Below are 18175 nucleotides of genomic sequence, written 5' to 3'. Positions count from 1 at the left end.
AAATGATAATTATTCCTGCCCGTTTAGCATCATCCCGTTTTCCTCAAAAGGTTTTAGCAGACATCGGTGGTCTGCCTATGGTTGTTCGAACTGCAAAGAGAGTAGCACATCTTGATGATGTTGTGGTCGCTGCCGATGATGAAAAGATCATAGAAGTATGTCAAGCCCATGGCATAAAAGCGATGCTTACCTCAACAACACATAAAAGCGGAACAGACCGTATTCATGAATGTGCTACTATTTTAGGGCTTGATGATGATGAGCTTATTATCAATGTTCAAGCCGATGAGCCTTTTATCGAGCCTGATGTTGTAGAATCTTTGATGAATAAACTACGTGAGCTTCAAAAAGAGAGTGCTGATTTTATCATGGGGAGTTGCTACAACTCTATCAATGCTGAAGCTGCAGAGGATTCAAATCTTGTAAAAGTTGTTCTCAATGCAAAAGGCAATGCCATCTATTTCTCACGTGCTAAAATCCCACACAATCAAAGTGGAGAAGCAGTTTACTTTGGACATATCGGAATTTACGGATTTTCTAAAAAAAGTCTTAAAGAGTTCTGCTCATTAAATGATGCACCGATTGAAGATATTGAGAAGCTTGAACAACTGCGTGCAATCTATCATCAAAAAAACATTGCTATGGTAAAAGTGGCAAGTACTGGATTTGGAATCGATACAAAAGAGGATTTGGCAAGGGCCATTGAGATATTCTTATAAAAATACTAAATTTTTGGCATAAAAAAAGGGAGAAACACAAAAAGTGTTCCTCCCTTAAAAACATAAACTTCTACAAGTTTACTAGATATTGTCGCGGATACCTAAATCATCAACAAGTTTAGTATAAGCCTCTTTGTTCGTTCTTTTGAAGTATTTCATTAAACGACGACGTTGTCCAACTAATTTAAGAAGTCCAAGACGTGAAGCGTGGTCTTTTTTGAAAACTTTTAAGTGTTCAGTAAGTTCTGAAATTCTTTCTGTTAAAAGTGCAATTTGAACTTCACTAGAACCAGTGTCATTCTCATTACGTCCGTATTTTGCGATAATCTCTTGTTTTTTCGCCGAATCTAAAGCCATAATAGCCTCCTGAATGGTATAAATTTACTGCCCTTACACAAATGCAAAAGAAGTTGAAGCGGGATTATACCAAAATTATTCTTTAAGATTATTTATAATATTTCTATAGAGAGTTTTAACTTTTTTGGCTATAATAAGAGCAAAAATAATACTATAAAGATTTCAGACAATGTTAATAACACGCGCCAGTGAATATGCAATACTTTCTCTTATCGTTTTGGCAAAAGCAAAAGACCCATTAGACAGTGAAACTCTCTCACGTGAGCTTTTTATATCAAAAAGTTTTTTAGCAAAGATTTTACAATCTCTTGCAAAAGCTGACATCCTCAAGTCATACAAAGGTGTCAGAGGTGGCTTTGCACTTAATAAAAAGCCGGTAAATATCAATATGCTTGATGTTATGACAAGTGTAGAAGGCAAAGCACCGGCAGTTTTTGAGTGTTCTCCATCGATGCACGACTGCCCTTCAAATAAAGCTCAGATCTGTACTATATGGCCATTTTTACATAAACTGCAAGGCAAAATCGATTTCTTTTTAGCAGAATTAAGCCTTGCTGATATATTAGAAGATTAAAAGAGTGGAAAACAAATAGTTTGGCAAAAAGAAAATTAACTGCGAGACAGCAAATAGGAACCGGACTTAACTTTTTAATAGGTCAACGAGATTTAAGTGTCGTTCTTTTTGTAATGGCAATTTTGGCCATTATTATTGTTCCACTGCCATCTTCTATGCTCGATGTACTTTTAACAGTATCTATCGCTGTATCGGTTTTGATTCTTTTAATTTCACTCTATGTTCCAAAACCGACAGACTTAACAACATTTCCAACACTCATCCTTATTCTAACCCTCTACAGGCTCTCACTTAATATCGCTACAACGAGGATGATTTTAAGTAAAGGACATGAAGGTCCTGAATCCGTAAGTGATATCATTACCTCTTTTGGTGATTTTGTTGTCAGTGGGAACTTCGTCATTGGGATTATTGTTTTCTCGATTTTAGTTCTTATTAACTTTATGGTCATTACCAAAGGTTCTACAAGAGTTGCAGAAGTTGCTGCTCGTTTCGTACTAGATTCTATGCCGGGTAAACAGATGGCCGTTGATGCGGATTTAAATGCCGGACTTATAGATGATGCAGAAGCAAAAGCAAGACGTGCGGAAATTCTGCAGGATGCAAACTTTTATGGAGCTATGGACGGTTCTTCTAAATTCATAAAAGGTGATGCAATTGCAGGGATTATCATTACGCTCATCAACATTATCGGTGGGTTTCTTATCGGTGTTTTTCAACATGATATGAGCATAAGTGATAGTGCAGCTACCTTTACACTTCTAACAATCGGTGATGGACTTGTAAGTCAGATTCCAGCACTTATAGTATCTACAGCTACAGGTATTATGATCACTCGAAGTTCAAGTGACGGGGAAAACTTTGCTGAAGGCACAATCAATCAGATGGTCGGTAATGCAAAAACCATGATGATTGTTGGTTTCATTATGATTCTTTTTTCACTTGTCCCAGGTCTTCCAACAGCCTCAATGATGTTTGTCGGTCTGCTTTTTGCTCTGCTTGGATGGTCCATCTATAAGTATGAAAGAGGCGAGCTTACAATCTTGGATGTTGAAAATATTTTGGGAAAAAAATCCAAAAAAGAATTGGAAGACGAGGCAAAACTCAAACCGAAAAAATCACATGAAGAGATAGCAAAAGAAGAAGAGAATGCCCTCGAAGATATCTTAAAAGTAGAGATGCTGGAACTCACTCTTGGTTATCAGCTCATCAAGCTCGCAGATGCAAGTCAGGGCGGTGATCTGCTTGAGAGAATCCGATCCATGCGAAGAAAAATTGCCTCAGATTACGGTTTTTTAATGCCGCAGGTACGTATTCGAGACAATCTGCATCTCAAACCAAACCAGTATCAGGTCCTGCTCAAAGGTATCTCTGTTGGCGAAGGGGAAATCCAACCCGATAAATTTCTTGCCATGGACAGTGGTATGGCAACAGGCGAGATTCAAGGTGAACCGACAAAAGAGCCTGCTTTTGGTCTTGATGCCTTTTGGATTACCCCAGAACAAAAAGAGGATGCCATCATTAATGGTTATACCGTTGTGGACCCGGCCACTGTCATCTCAACCCATATGAGTGAGCTCATCAAACGCAATGCAGAAGAACTTCTTACACGTCAAGAGGTACAGTCTCTTATTGACAAAATCAAAAATGATTATCCTGTCATTGTTGATGATGTGCTAAAAGTCGCTTCTATCGGTCTTATCCAAAGAGTACTCAAAGCACTGCTACATGAGAAAATCCCACTCAAAGATATGCTGACAATCTTAGAGACTATCGCAGATGTTGCTGAATACACGAAAAATGTAGACTTCATCAATGAACAGGTTCGTGCAAAACTCTCACGTGTTATTACACAGATGTACACCGGAGATGATGGCGTTATACGTCTACTGACCTTTGATACCAACACAGAACAGCTTCTACTGCAAAAATCCCAAGAACAAGATGGTGTGAGAAATCTTATGCTCAATGTCGGTGAGATAAATGCACTGATTCAAGCAACAAGTACAAAAGCTGCAGAGATACTGCAAAAAGGGATTTCTCCGGTTATTATTATAGTCGATCCACAGATCCGTCGTGGTGTCGCTGAAATTTTTGAGAGATTCTCATTAGATGTCGTTACTCTCTCTCACGCAGAGATAGATTCAAGTGCAACGTTTGAAGTCCTTGGCTCGATCTCCATAACAACCCAAACAGAAGAATAAATAAAAGGTAATAAATGAAAAACAGAACAACCCATCATCTCTCACATATTGACTTGGATGGCTACAGTTGTCAACTTGTAATGATGTATACTCCCTATAGAAAATTTAACTACAATGCAAATTACGGGGCTGAAGTAAAACAAAAACTTGATTTGATGCTTGAAAAGATAAAAGAGCGTAAAGAAGCTGCTCTTATCTTGATAACAGACCTTAATCTCACAGCTGATGAGTCCAAATGGCTCACGCATGAAGTAAAAAAGCTTAATGAAAACAAGATGGATGTAGAGCTTCAACTCCTTGACCATCACGGCAGTAGCGAAGAGAGTGCTAAAAAGTATGACTGGTATTATCTTGACACCTCACGCTGTGCTACAAAGATCACTTATGACTATGTAAAAGAACATTTTGAATTTGATGAACCGTCATGGATGCAGAAGTATGTAGATGTAGTCAATGCGGTTGACCTTTGGAAACAAGAAGAGAAAGAAAACTTTGAATATGGTAAAGTCTGTATGCGTCTCGTTACTGAAACACGAGAGTTAAACCGTGTTATGTTTCCGGAGGAAGATTCACAGTACAAACTCTCACTGCTCCATGAAGCAGCTAAATACATTAACGAACCTGATGCCCCAATCGTTTTAGATGAAAAAATCTACTTTTTGAAAAAGGATTTTTTCAAACGTGAAAAAAACGATACTTTAGATAATCTGGTAACTGAATATGTTGTCGAGCTTCTTGGACGTGCACGTGATGAGAAAACCATCTATTACAAAGGTTATCGTGGATATCTCTCTTACGGAGTTGGAAATACCTCTATCATTGGAAACGGATTTTTAACAAGATTTCCGGAGTATGATTTCATCGTTGATGTAAGCTCACGTGGAACAATGAGTCTAAGAGCAAACAATCAAGTAAGTGTTTCACAAATCTCTAAAGAGTGGGCAGGAGGCGGAGGACATCCAAATGCTGCAGGTGGACGTATTCAAGGCTTTAAAGAACAATTTCGTTATGATAAAGTCAAAGCACAGATTGAACGACTCATCAATGAAAAAGAGTCTCGTGCAGGAGATTTGGAGTATAAAAAAGAGGATTAATCCTCTTTGCTACTACATTTTTCCGTTGCCGTAATATTTAAACAAATACTCTGTCGCTATCTTTTCATCTCTTGCATTGATAGGTGCATGATAAACATCTCGCATCTTCAGTACAATTTTATGCCAAAACTCTTTTGACTGTTTTCCCTGATTAAGAATGTACCCATATGAATGACACCACTGACAGTTTCTCTGCATCACTTTGATATTTTTATCATTCTCTATTGCAAAGGTAACGCTTGGCAGTTTTACTTTTTGTGTATATGCGGCGCTGAGTTGCAGGCCAAGCAATAAAATCAATACTATATTTTTCATAATTCTTTCCTAAACCACAGTGACAGTTACACTGTCAATGCCATTATATTTATACCCACCATGATTCCATTTTATCTCATGAGCGAAGGGCTGTTCTTCACCTTTGTTATTTATCGCTTTAGCCATAATCTGCAGCTTCCCTTTTTTCATAGGCTTCAGATTATAGGTAAAGACTCGGAATGCATAGCGTGAAAGTTCATCTGCCAAAGTCGCACTCTGCCATGTTTTACCCCCATCCAAAGAAATTTGTACAGCTTTAATACCTTCTCCTGCATCAAAAGCAACACCTTTAATACGTAGGTTAGTAGCTCTTTTTACTTTTTGGTTGTTTTTCGGATAGCCTATGTAAGATTTTACATTCATATACTCTAAAGGTTTTGTCTTTTTTGCAAGATTATCAGGCTCTTCACATTCACATTCGTTATCTGGAATTCTATAGGCGACATCCATAAAAAAGTACTTTTGATACTCTTTTGTAACATAGATGTCACTCAGTTGTTTTACCCAGCTATCGGCATAAAATCCAGGGATTATCAAACGCAGAGGGTAGCCGTTTAAAAACGGTATCTCTTCACCATTCATCTCATAGGCAACAATCGTATCATCACTGATCTCATCAATTTTTAGCTCACGCTTGAAGTTTTCAATCTTTGTCATTACTGCTTTATCATTGCCGTTGAGACTAATCCATCTAGCATCCTCTTTTAAGCCTGCTTTTTTCAAAATATCTTTGAGTCGTACTCCTTTAAAAGTAGCACAGCCCATAGCTCCACTTCCCCACTGGATGCCACTTGTTGTTGGACGAAAAGCCGAACGAGAGTTTCCTCCACACTGCATAACAGCTGTAACTTCTACCGCTTCAAAATCATTTTTGAGCATATCTACTGTCAGATAGAGTCGCTTTTCAACCTCGCCATGGATATGAACATAATATGTATCTAGATTTGTCGCTGTTGGAATGATTGGCATATGCCAACGAACAAAGAAAGCATCATTTGGAGTAATTGCCGTTGTAAAAAAATCTCTTGGTGTTTCTAAAAGAGGCGGTCTGTCTGAATGCAGTATCAGCTCTCTTTTTTGTGGAAATTTAATAGGAAGTACTTTTTGATTGTCTCTAGGTCGTATGGTATTTGAAGCTTCGAGATTTGCAACTATGGCTGTTGCTGCTGCAAATGAAATTTTGAAGAACTCTCTTCTGTGCATTTTTCATCCCTGATGATTTTTTTATTTATTTTATCATTAAAAATCAAAAAGAATCGTTAAGAGAAACTCTAATTATTTATAAAATAACGCTCTATTCCATTTGCCAGACCTAGTGCCATTGTACGTTGATATTTTCTGTTTGCCAAACGTTTTGCTTCCATCGGATGCGTAATAAAACCAACTTCGACTAAAACTGCAGGCATTTGAGCACCAACAAGTACCCAAAATGGACCTTCTCTTACACCGGCATCTTTGACATTTTTATAGCGTTTTTTCAGTGTTGAGAGCGCTCCACGCTGCAGGTCAATTGCCAGTTTGTTTGCTGCAATGATATTATGGGAATTGATTGTATTTAAAAGACATTGTTTTCCGTAAAAGTTCATATCTTCTAAATCAGCCGAGTTCTCCATTGCGGCAGCTTTTTTTGCACGATCCGAACGAGAAGTTGATAAAAAGTAGCACTCTATCCCATGTGCTTTTTTTGCAATCTTTCTATTCACTGCATTTGCATGGATACTGATAAAGATATCCGCTTTTTTATCATTTGCAAACTTTGTTCTGTCTCTCAATTTTACAAATTTGTCTCTATCACGTGTCATATAAACTCGATATCCACGAGATCTCAATATCTTCTTTAACTCTTGAGCAATCTGCAGTACAACTACTTTTTCACGATAACGACGGTATCCTAATGCACCGGGGTCTTTCCCACCATGTCCTGCATCAATTACAATTACTTTATTTTTGTAATAGTAGCTTTGCACTGCCTTTGTGCCTTTTTTAGCTACTGATTTATATGTTTTTTGACTCTTTGCCTTGTTCATTCGAATATAGAGAGTTGTACTCTCTTTTTTGAAGTGGATACTCAGTTTTTTACTGTTTGCAATTACAAGTCGCAGTGTATTTGGATTGTATTGTGCCAGCTTAATTCTGTCAATACCGTTTTTTCTCAAAGTTTGCGATTTTGTCAGCATCGATGCATGAATATCAAAGATATATTTATACTTTTTCTTTTTAGAATCATAAAGAGTAAAATAGTTTATCTGATTATTGCGCAGTTTTTTATCAAATTTTAAAACCAATTTTCCATCTTTCCAACGGACAGCTTTAAGTTTATGAGATGATTTAACTTTGATTTTTTTGGATTTTTTTGTTTTTGAAGTATGTTTCGTTTGCTTTTTTTGTTTCTTTGGGGCTTGGTAAGATGAGTGCATATGTAACAGTTCTCTTGCATATTGTGAAACATCAATATGCAGTTTCGTACCTGAGCTCACTATACCTTCAAGTGCAAACTTTTTTAGCTTTTCATCATCACCCATCAATGCACGAAGGTAGAGATTTTTGTAGTCATTATAAGCCCGAAACTGATCTGTTTTACTTGAAGATTTAGCATACGTATTCGCGCGCTTTAAAAGCTCGCTGTCACTCTGAGCGTAAAGCGATACCAGTAAAACAAGGAGTAATACAAAAGAGCGAAGCATTAAAGTCTCTATTCGCCTTCTGTCAGTTTTTGCATTAACTCTTTTACAGAAATAATTTTATCGAGTCTGTAGCCATTTGTCCCAGAGAAGAAAAGTCCTGTCTCTATGTTTCCTTCATATGCATCAGAGAGTCTGTCTGCAATACAAAAGCCAACAACTTTCGCCTCTTCACCACGATTACAAGGTGCAACACAGTTAGAGATACATTTAATAGCTGGACCTTCACGTTTTTCTACCAGGTGCGTGAGGTTTGTTACTACACCCTGTGCAGGATAACCAACAGGGGAGCTCATCAGAACAATATCCTCTTTTTTCGCATCAAGGAGCACTTTTTTGAAGTTTGCATGTGCATCACACTCAAAAGTACCAATAAATCGTGTACCCATTTGAACACCACGTGCTCCACGGCTTAACATATCTTCAATATCATTCTTATCCCAAACACCACCGGCAGCAATAACAGGAATGTCTCCCCAAAGAGCTGCTTCTTCAACAACCGGACCGACAATATTTTCAAGTTGGTTTTCCGGTAATTTACACTGCTCATAAGTAAAGCCTTGATGTCCACCTGATTTTGGTCCTTCAACAACTACTGCATCAGGAATTCTGTCATAACGTTTTTTCCAGCGTTTACAGATGATCTTAAGTGCTTTTGCAGAAGATACAATAGGTACAAGTGCTACATCAGGATATCCTTCAGTAAACTCCGGCATATTTGTCGGAAGTCCAGCACCCGTGATAATAATGTCAATACCAGCTTCACATGCATCACGCACTACTCTTCCATAATCATTAATAGCATACAAAATATTTGCAGCAAGAGGCTTGTCTCCACAAATCTTTCTTGCATTGTCTATGATTGCTTTAAAACCCTCTTTTGAGTAGAAGTTCTCTTCACTCAGTGGTCTGTTTGCTACAAGTTTATGTGCATACTCTTTGTTTTTATAGTATCCTGTTCCAACTGCAGATATAACACCAAGACCACCTTCGGCTGAAACTGTTCCAGCTAATTGGTCCCAGCTGATTCCTACACCCATTCCACCTTGTACTATAGGCTTGTCAATTGTGTATTTTCCAATCTTTAATGATTCAAAACTCATTATTTTACCTTTACTTTCGCAAATTTTCTTTTTCCAACTTGTAAAAGATACTCACCAGGTGTGAGTTGTAGTTGCATATCAGAAACTTTTTCTTGGTTTATTTTAACACCACCTTGCTTAATATCTCTTCTTGCTTGAGAAGTAGATGGTTCAAGTTTACAATCTACAAGCGCTTTTGCTATCCAAACACTGCCATCTTCTGCATCTATACTAAACTCTTCGATATCGGTCGGGATTTGACTCTTGGCATGAACTTTTTCAAATTCATTCTTTGCCTGCTCAGCTGCCTCACGTGAGTGAAAACGCTCTGTAATTTCAAGAGCGAGTTCCTCTTTTACCTTTTTAGGATGGAGTGTACCCTCCTCTACACCTTGTTTGAGGGCTGCAATTGCATCAAGAGATTTCGTACTGAGCAGTTCATAATAACGCCACATCAAATCATCTGAGATACTTAAAACTTTACCAAACATATCATTTGGCTCATCGGAAACACCGATGTAGTTTCCTAGAGATTTACTCATCTTTTGAACACCGTCAAGACCCTCTAAGATTGGCATCATCAGAACTGCCTGCTGCTTTTTAAGACCATATGCTTTTTGCAGTTGTCTTCCCATTAGAAGATTAAACTTCTGATCAGTCCCACCTATCTCGATATCAGATTCAAGATGTACACTGTCATAACCCTGCAGCAGTGGGTACATAAACTCACTTACTGCTATCGGTGTATTTGCCGCATAACGTTTAGAAAAATCATCACGCTCAAGCATACGGGCAACTGTCAGGTTTGAAGCAAGCTGCAGCATACCTGCAGCACCCAACTCATCAAGCCATTCATTATTGTAAACAATATCAGTTTTTTCTTTATCTAAAATCTTAAAGGCCTGTGAAGTATAGGACTCAATGTTTTTTACAATCTCTTCTTGTGTAAGAATTTTTCTTGTAACATTTTTTCCAGTAGGGTCACCGATCATTGCAGTAAAACTACCGATAAGGAACTGTACACGTCCACCATATTTTTGAAAAGTTGCCAATTTTTGTAAAAGAACTGTATGTCCTAAGTGCAAATCCGGTGCAGTCGGGTCAAAACCGGCTTTAACTGTATACGTTTTTCCTTCATCATAATAAGCTTTGAGAAGTTTTTCAACTCTTTCGTTGTCTATAATCTCAGCACAACCTCTGTGTATCTCTTTTAAAGCTTCATCTATCATCTAATCTCTTCTTTTTGAATTATTTAATTTTTATAGGCGTCATCACTACGTACAAGATGGATGACTTTAATTTTTGACTCTATTTTAGCACGAAGTCTATTAATATCGGCTTCTTTTGTTGTAAAAATCAGCTCACAATATTGAATATAATCAGAATGTTCTTTCCCTAGCTCAATCGATAATATATCAATATCTAATTTCACAAGATATGTTAAAAACTCGGCCAATGCACCCTTTTCATTATGCAGTGATGCAATAAGCTTATACCTGTAAAGGTTTTCCTGTGTCCACTTGACAAATACCATAGGTTCGTTAGCCTCAAGTTTTTTCGCAGCATTGGAACACATTTTATGGTGTACGTGAGCCTTACCCTTTTCTAAAAACGCCATCACTTCATCACCCGGTTTTGGATGACAACAGTAATCAAAAACAACATCACTGATACCAGTCGTAGCGTAAACTTCCAAGCCTGCGAATTCATACTTTTTCACTTTAAATCTGTGACGTGAGATAAATGCTTTAAAGCGACTGTTTTTACTGATCTCCGTAACATATTTGTGGATGACATTTTTAAAATGCTCAATATCATTTGGCAGGTTTGCAAGTGAATCACACTTGTTCTTTTTAAACCACTCTTCAACACGTGAATAGCTCAAGCTCATCGCAGTAGCAACAATACTGATAGCTGATTTTGCATTAATCTCACGCAGACGTGCATTACAGTTTAGCTTCATATTTGTCTTTGCTTTTGAAGTCTTGACTGCATCTATCCAGGAACATCGAGTTTGAATTTCATCTCCGGAGATGATTTTAACGATATCTCCATTATTGAGTTCAGTTAACAATGAAGATCGTGTTTTATTAATAAGTGCTGCCGTTGCTTTATTTCCTACCTCACTGTGTACCGCATAAGCAAAGTCAAGTGCCACAGCTCCACGAGGAAGCGTAAAAGCATCTCCTTTTGGAGAAAAGACCGAGATATCTTCAGAGTAGAGATCATTTTTGATAAGCGCATAAAAATCCTCAACTGATTCATTCTGATACTGCAGATTATCCAGCCAATCAAGTTTGATGTTGTTACCACCGCTTTTATACTTCCAGTGTGCAGCCACTCCAAGCTCAGCGGTTTTATGCATCTCATAGGTACGGATTTGAACTTCGAAAATTGCCGTTTTATGAAAAACAGTCGTATGAATCGTTTGATATCCGTTGTCTTTTGCAACGGCAATGTAATCTTTAAAACGAGATGCAAGTGGACGGAAATTCAAATGAACATGCCCTAAAGCGTCATAACACTTGATAGGCTCTTTTGTAAGAATTCGTACAGCCAAAAGATCCAGTACTTCATCAATACTGACGCCCTTTCTCTGCATCTTCAGGTAAATCGAGTAACGATGCTTGATACGTGAAAGGACTTCAAAATCATCTTCACAGAAACCATTTTTGATAAGTATTTTAGAGATGGACTCTTTAAACTCACTGAGTTTCATCTCCATGGCATGATAGTTGGTATCTAAATAGTTGTCTATGTGATGTTTCTCTTCTGGAAAAAGATAGGCAAAACTCAAATCTTCGAGAATATTTTTGAGAAAACTAATACCCAAACGATGTGCAATAGGAGCATATACAACAAGTGTCTCTTCTGCGATTCTTTTTTGTTTGTGTGTAGGAAGTGCATCAAGGGTAAGCATATTATGCAGTCTGTCACACAGTTTTACAACCAAGACCCGTACGTCTTCAATACTTGCTAGCAGCATCTTTCTAAATGAAAGTGCTGATACAACAAGCTTCTCATCAGAGTATGAAGGTACTAATTCACTGTCACGAATGACATCTATCTTTGTCAATCCCGAGACCAGATGTGCCACATCCTTGCCAAACTTCTCTTCAATCTCTAAAATAGAGATGTTTGTGTCTTCAACGACATCATGCAAAAGAGCTGATATTGCCATAGACTCATCATTGGTAAGTGCAGCGACAATAGAAGCGACCAAGATAGGGTGGACAATATAAGGCTCTCCACTCTTTCGAAACTGCTCTTTATGCGCTTCTATCGAAAAATCAAGAGCTTGTTTTAAAAATTCTGTTGGAGGTATTTGTGAGAATAGATAAGAAGATGCTGAATCAACATCACGAAGATGCTTGATCTTTTCAATACTTAGTTGATCCAGTCCCAAGAGATTACTTCTCTTTTTTAGTAAAGCCTTTAATTACGATAAGGCCTTCAGCGATTTCCATAAGTGCCAAGTCAGCTGATTTAATATGGCTAGTATTTACATTCAGTTTGCTTGTTGCACCATTCTCCAACTCATCTGTTCTTTTTGAAACTGCAATTGCCAACTGATAACGATCAACATTTGGATTTTGTTCTAAAACTTTGGCTGTTAACTCTTCAACTTTCATTTCTTTTCCTTTATTTAACTATTGAGCAATTTTGCATATTGCCATTTAAAATGTCTAAAAGATTTCCTTCAATAGACATATCACAAACGATAATAGGCAGGCTATTATCTTTTGCAAGTGCAATAGATGTGTCATCCATCACTTTAATATGGTCTTGAAGTGCTTGATCGTATGTAAGCTCATCAAGCTTCTTCGCATCACTGTATATTGCAGGGTCTTTATCATAAACACCATCAACTTTTGTTGCTTTAATGATAACTTCTGCACCAATCTCTACTGCACGCAGTGTCGCCGCCGTATCTGTTGTAAAGAACGGATTCCCTGTTCCCGCTGCAAAAATCACAACACGACCTTTTTCTAAATGACGTGTCGCTTTACGGTTTATGTATGGCTCAGCAATCTGCTCCATTTTAATAGCAGTTTGCATACGCACTTGAAGTCCTGCATGCTCACACGCTTCTTGCATTGCTACACCGTTAATTACAGTAGCTAGCATTCCCATATAGTCACCCGATGTACGCTTAATGATACCACCTTGTGCAGCAGTCACACCACGAATGATATTTCCGCCACCAATAACGATACCAACTTCAATACCTGCATCAACGAGAGATTTTATCTCCTGTGCTATATACTTTAAAATCTGTGTGTCAATTCCATGACCTGCCTCACCGGCAAGAGCTTCACCTGAAAACTTAACCAAAACACGTTTGTTAGCCATGCATACACCTTTTTATAAAAATCCGTGAATTATACTAAAAAATGGCTTTAAATCTGCTTTGGAGTAAGTTTAATCTTCCATTGCAAACTTTGTCGTAAACTTTTTATCCATGGTCAATTCATGCCTTATAAACCATTCTTTCAGTATTACAAAAAGATCATAACTGTTTTTTTTGCTAGAAAGAGAAAGATTTGTGCCAAATTCTTTTAAAAGTTTTTTAAATTCATGGTGTGCATTTATATGCGCATCAATATCTGCATAGTTCATATCTGACATAAATTTCTCTTCTGCCTTAAAATGGATATCAATATACCTGTCCAACAGAGAAAAATAGATGTTTACATCTGTCTTCTCTGCCATATCTTTATTTTTCAACTCTTCATAGAGTTTATTTAAAAGACTCGCTATTATCATATGCTGTGTATCAAATGCATAATTATTCACTGAATATTTTTCGCTCCATACGATATAAGCGTTGGGGTCGTCTATCTCATTTACTGCTTTAACAAACTTTACAAACTTATCTATTGGTAAAGGTTTTGAATAGTAATATCCCTGAACTTCATCACACTGATTTTCATATAACCAAGTGACCTGTTTCATACTCTCAGCACCTTCAGCAACAACGTTTAAATCTAATTTTTTTGCAAGATAGATGATAGAATCGATAATTTTAAGCGTTTTTTCATCATCATTTTCGATACCATCTACAAAAGCCTTATCTATTTTAATTGTATCTATCGGAAAATCTTTTAAGTAGAGTAGAGATGAGTAGCCTGTTCCAAAATCATCAATAGCTATCTTAAAGCCCTTCTCCTTCAATGTGTTCATTTTAGATATTGTACCTTGAACATCATCTATAAGTGCATATTCTGTCAGCTCTATTTCAAACTGTGATAGAAAATCTGTAGTAAAATTAAAAATATTTTCTAGGTTTTCTAAAAAACAGTCCTGCCTAAAATGAGTGGATGAGACATTAAATGAGATAGTAATATCATCTTGTGCCATCATAGAGATGTATCTTGAGTCTTCTATCAAGCGGTTAAAAACCCATCTGTCTATATCGATTATTTCACCACTCTCTTCTGCTTGTGGTATAAACTCAGAAGGCATGATAATTCCATCTTTACCCTCTAGTCGAATAAGTGCTTCAGCGGATTCTACTTTTTTTGTATGCAGATTAATTTTTGGTTGATAATACAGCGTAAAAAGATTATTTTGTATAGCTTTTTGGATCTTCATATCTTCTCTTAATAATTTTTCTATCGATTACTTTAAGGCATTACGCGTTGCACGGTCAATCAGCAGCTTTGCATCAGTCCCGTCGTTTGGATACTTCGAGTAACCGATACTTAAGTTATACTCTATATGGTATTTTGTGTTGATATGAGGTTTTTCAGAGAAAGCCACTTTTATTCTATCAATTATGATATGATAATTTTTTTCATCAAGGTATTCATTAAACACAATGATAAAACCGTCATCTGTGATATGTCCGACAATATCCTCATCACGAATCGAAGAGAGAAGTCTGTTGCTCGCTTCATACATGAACTCATCTGCTAACTCTTTTGAGCGAATTTTCACATCATGATAGTTCATTATTTTTATGACAGTAATAAGAAAGGTCTGATTATGGCGCAATGCTCTCTCAATCTGCTCGCTGAGGACAAGCTCAATATTTGCACGATTGGGAAGATCACTTACAGGATTAAAGTAGGCACTTCGGATAAGTGCATTGTCATTTTCATTATGCCGCTTTATTGTTTTAAAAAATCTAAAATTAAAATATAAACTTATAAAAAATAATAAAGCAAATACTGCAGCTAAATACTGATATAAATCACCCTCCAACATTGCTCACACCTCATAATCTATTTACTTCATTGTATCATAAATTATGTTAAAAGATAAATTCACTTCTCATACAGCATGATAAAAGGAATAATCTCTGAAAAAACAACAGCTCTTTTTCTCTCATCACTATGTAGTATCAACTCCAACATCTGAGCGATATTCTCATCGATTTCAGGTACAAGTTTTCTGATATCTTCAAGTTTTTCACTCTTGATAACATTCGTAAAACGCTCATAAGAGCTATATGCTTCTTTTTTTGCAAACTGATAATAAAGTTTTCTTCCAAGCTCAAATACCTCAAATTCTTCATTCTTTCCGGTAGTGACTTTCGTCTCAAAACCAAAATCAATGTTGATGTTTTTTGCTCGCATATAGGCTAAAAGCATCATCATAAAGCCAATCTTGGCACTGGTGAAATTACGTAGTACTCTGTCTGTAAAACGCTCAAAGCTCTCACTTGGCTCACGCAGACGTCTATACTCAAGCATCAATGATTCAACATAATACTTAGCATACTCAAGCGGAGCACCTTTAAGTACAGTATGCCCTTCAACAGCACCCTCACCTGCTAGTTTACCGCCAAGATAGATATTGACACCACTGCCGTTAATACCACCCACTTTCGCCTTACAGCCTTCAAAACCGATATCTCCAAGTCCGTGAATCCCACATCCTTTGACACAAGCTGACCAGTACATACGAACACGTCCAGCTTCAAGTGGTACTTTTTCATCCAAGTAACTTGCCATTGTTATGGCATCGTTTTTGTTCTCTATCACACCAAAAGGACAGTGTTCTGTCCCAGCACAGGCGATCAAATGGTTAAAATATGGAGTATTTAAACTTTTATACTCTTCAAAATATGGCTCATGCAAGAGTCCATCTACATCTTTAACACCCATAATGTAAAAACTCTGCTCCATATCAAGACGGATATTACCATCCCCATAGACTTCAGAAAGACGTGCAGCTTCCATCATGGAGGAACCTTTGAAAATTCCAGAAGGCACAACAACATGTACACCGAAACTTCCATCACGCAGCTGCACTTTTCCCTGATCTGGCTCATAGTAGTCCATCTTGGTCATCGTCTCACCGGCAGTCGCAAAATCTATGCCTGCATGCTCACGAATTGCCTTTGCCATCTCTTCTATACCTATGGCTTCTATAAGAAAGTGTAATCTGTTTTTGTTTCTGTTGTCACGAAATCCATAACGTTTAAATATCTCTATGATTGCACTAAATGCAGTAAGAACCTCATCCTCATTTTTTAAAAAGATATTGGCAGATTTTCCGACAACTCCAACTTTTCCGCCAAGGTACATATTGTAACCATAAACTCCATCTTTTTGCGCAAGAACAAATGATGCATCATGACAAAAGATATTACAGCGGTTAGAGATATTACCCGTAATTGCCGTGTTGAATTTTCTAGGCAGCGCAGATATCCACTCATAGTTATGTAAAAAGATATCTTGCATTTTAAGCAGTATATGGTGCGATGGAAGAACGTTATCAAAGGCTTTATCATCAAAAGGATCAGCCATAATCCCACGAATATTATCTACACCGGTCTGATAGGCATCAATCCCAACAGCTTCAAGACGCTTAATGATAGTAGGCAAATCTTCTATGCGTAAATAACGAAGTTCGCACTGTGCACGCGTTGTTAGATCTATGTAGTCTTGACCGAACTCTTTGGCACACTCCCCTATTACCTTAGCTTGAGCAGCATTCATATAACCACCCGGGATACGGAGTTTCAACATAAAACGCTCAGGAGTAGCAGGTCTGTCATAAATCCCAAAACACTTTAAAAAGTAGGATTTATCTTCATCAGGAATGGAAGCATATCCATTCTTAGCATACTCCTCAAGCTTTTCATAAGCCTCTTTTGGAGATTTTAACTCTTTGAGTTTTTCAATTTTATTGAGCTTTTTGCTTCTTGCTTCATATGCTTTTTGTAAGACTTCCATACTATTATTATAACTCCAATTTATATTATATACTAGAATTATATTCTATTTTTAGGCAGTTTCTATTAATTTTTTGATTATTTTTTAGACAGTAAACTTTAGATATAAAAAACTTTCGTAAGTAACATTTTGTATATTATGTAAGATATTGAACAGTTAACATACAAAAAATGTGTTTATTTATTTGGAATATATTGACTCTTTTTGATAGAATGTTTGTTAATAAATAGTTGCCTCGGACGCTTCGCTTACCGAGGCAACTGGGGCGCGGGTTAAACACCCACGCCCCAGTTAGATAAAAAGGTAAACAATGGACAAAAAAATCGATATAGCAAAAAATGATGTTGTATTAAATATTTCACAAAATATATTTGCTGATATTATTTTAAACTTTTTGGGGAATAAACAAATCCTTTCATATGAAAATGAAAATGATTTTCATATTACATTGAATGATATAGAACAATTTTATTATTTAATTGATGAAAAAATACATAAAGAAAATTATACGAATATAGACTATTTTTCAGTATTGATATCCTATCATGACAAAACTAAACGAGAAATCAATGGTATAAATTCTTTAAAAACATATTTAGAGACAAGAGATGTTTCTCCAAGAAATATTATTCTTACATGGAATATAATACTAGATTTTCCAAATACACAAACAATAGAAAATCAAAAAATTGAAGTATCTTTTAATACAGAAGAATCAAATAAAAGTATTATGCTTAAAATAGAACACACTAATCAAGCATGGGGAATTGAAATTCTAAATTTATTAAAAGATCATATAAAAACATTAATTATTGATCCACCTGTCAAACGAACCCTAAAAATTTGCACTAAAAAGTAAAAAAAAGTTACAATTTGAAACTTAAACCACCTCTTTGTTTTGCCCTGTTTTATTTGAAGATTTTGATCCAAACTTATATAAATCTGAATGAATAATTCCTGACT

Annotated in this window: 17 protein-coding genes; 5 read left to right on the top strand and 12 right to left on the bottom strand. The window is 36.7% G+C overall.

The genetic code is table 11. The features are described 5' to 3' along the window. The first annotated feature begins 2 nt into the window (after nt 1-2). Entirely contained in the window at nt 3-719 is a 717-nt protein-coding gene (gene kdsB, locus MNY27_RS06545; RefSeq protein WP_152184497.1) for a 3-deoxy-manno-octulosonate cytidylyltransferase, read from the top strand. 81 nt (nt 720-800) lie between these two features. On the opposite strand, the gene rpsO is transcribed toward kdsB, so the two are convergent. Then, complete coding sequence (rpsO, locus tag MNY27_RS06540) at nt 801-1076, bottom strand: 30S ribosomal protein S15 (protein ID WP_152184498.1); 276 nt, start codon at nt 1074-1076, stop codon at nt 801-803. A 169-nt stretch (nt 1077-1245) separates the two neighbouring features. On the opposite strand from rpsO, the gene MNY27_RS06535 reads away from it, so the two are divergent. The 3 genes from MNY27_RS06535 to MNY27_RS06525 are packed head-to-tail and all read left to right on the top strand — an operon-like array spanning nt 1246 to nt 4948. Further along, complete coding sequence (locus MNY27_RS06535) at nt 1246-1650, top strand: Rrf2 family transcriptional regulator (protein WP_152184499.1); 405 nt, start codon at nt 1246-1248, stop codon at nt 1648-1650. A 53-nt stretch (nt 1651-1703) separates the two neighbouring features. Further along, complete coding sequence (gene flhA / locus MNY27_RS06530) at nt 1704-3854, top strand: flagellar biosynthesis protein FlhA (RefSeq protein ID WP_281346801.1); 2151 nt, start codon at nt 1704-1706, stop codon at nt 3852-3854. A gap of 14 nt (nt 3855-3868) precedes the next feature. Next, complete coding sequence (locus MNY27_RS06525) at nt 3869-4948, top strand: phosphoesterase (RefSeq protein WP_346392025.1); 1080 nt, start codon at nt 3869-3871, stop codon at nt 4946-4948. Nucleotides 4949-4960: 12 nt separating this feature from the next. Here the strand turns inward: MNY27_RS06525 and MNY27_RS06520 are convergent, their stop codons facing one another. The 11 genes from MNY27_RS06520 to MNY27_RS06470 form a co-directional block, all read right to left on the bottom strand. Next, nucleotides 4961-5263: a sulfite:cytochrome C oxidoreductase subunit B gene (locus MNY27_RS06520; protein ID WP_346392024.1), complete on the bottom strand. Its 303-nt coding sequence runs from the start codon at nt 5261-5263 to the stop codon at nt 4961-4963. 9 nt (nt 5264-5272) lie between these two features. Beyond that, the gene (locus MNY27_RS06515; protein ID WP_152184503.1) at nt 5273-6466 is read right to left on the bottom strand and encodes a molybdopterin-dependent oxidoreductase; all 1194 of its coding nucleotides are present in this window, start codon (nt 6464-6466) and stop codon (nt 5273-5275) included. A gap of 68 nt (nt 6467-6534) precedes the next feature. After that, entirely contained in the window at nt 6535-7947 is a 1413-nt protein-coding gene (locus tag MNY27_RS06510) for an N-acetylmuramoyl-L-alanine amidase (protein ID WP_346392023.1), read from the bottom strand. A gap of 8 nt (nt 7948-7955) precedes the next feature. Next, nucleotides 7956-9047 (bottom strand): nitronate monooxygenase family protein, encoded by a 1092-nt coding sequence (locus MNY27_RS06505; protein WP_152184505.1) that lies wholly within the window; start codon nt 9045-9047, stop codon nt 7956-7958. Further along, complete coding sequence (tyrS, locus tag MNY27_RS06500) at nt 9047-10255, bottom strand: tyrosine--tRNA ligase (RefSeq protein WP_346392022.1); 1209 nt, start codon at nt 10253-10255, stop codon at nt 9047-9049. Before tyrS ends, MNY27_RS06505 begins: the two co-directional genes overlap by 1 nt. Nucleotides 10256-10278: 23 nt before the next feature. Then, complete coding sequence (locus MNY27_RS06495; RefSeq protein WP_152184507.1) at nt 10279-12432, bottom strand: RelA/SpoT family protein; 2154 nt, start codon at nt 12430-12432, stop codon at nt 10279-10281. Between the two features lie 4 nt (nt 12433-12436). Continuing rightward, on the bottom strand, nt 12437-12658 hold the full coding sequence (locus tag MNY27_RS06490) for a DNA-directed RNA polymerase subunit omega (RefSeq protein ID WP_152184508.1): 222 nt from the start codon (nt 12656-12658) through the stop codon (nt 12437-12439). A gap of 10 nt (nt 12659-12668) precedes the next feature. Further along, nucleotides 12669-13379: a UMP kinase gene (pyrH, locus tag MNY27_RS06485; RefSeq protein WP_152184509.1), complete on the bottom strand. Its 711-nt coding sequence runs from the start codon at nt 13377-13379 to the stop codon at nt 12669-12671. A 69-nt stretch (nt 13380-13448) separates the two neighbouring features. Beyond that, on the bottom strand, nt 13449-14621 hold the full coding sequence (locus MNY27_RS06480; protein WP_152184510.1) for an EAL domain-containing protein: 1173 nt from the start codon (nt 14619-14621) through the stop codon (nt 13449-13451). Between the two features lie 27 nt (nt 14622-14648). Further along, on the bottom strand, nt 14649-15236 hold the full coding sequence (locus MNY27_RS06475) for a diguanylate cyclase (protein ID WP_152184511.1): 588 nt from the start codon (nt 15234-15236) through the stop codon (nt 14649-14651). A 59-nt stretch (nt 15237-15295) separates the two neighbouring features. Continuing rightward, a complete protein-coding gene (locus MNY27_RS06470) occupies nt 15296-17212 on the bottom strand; it encodes a ferredoxin--nitrite reductase (RefSeq protein WP_152184512.1) in 1917 nt (638 codons plus the stop codon). Between the two features lie 310 nt (nt 17213-17522). Here MNY27_RS06470 and MNY27_RS06465 point away from each other — a divergent pair, with 310 nt between their 5' ends. Further along, the gene (locus tag MNY27_RS06465) at nt 17523-18071 is read left to right on the top strand and encodes a hypothetical protein (protein ID WP_346392021.1); all 549 of its coding nucleotides are present in this window, start codon (nt 17523-17525) and stop codon (nt 18069-18071) included. The last annotated feature ends 104 nt before the right edge of the window (nt 18072-18175 follow it).

Origin of the sequence: Sulfurimonas sp. NWX79 (assembly GCF_039667035.1) — a bacterium.
Taxonomy (GTDB): domain Bacteria; phylum Campylobacterota; class Campylobacteria; order Campylobacterales; family Sulfurimonadaceae; genus Sulfurimonas; species Sulfurimonas indica.
Note: the sequence above shows the minus strand (reverse complement) of the source record. Positions and strands in the feature narration are given on the sequence as shown.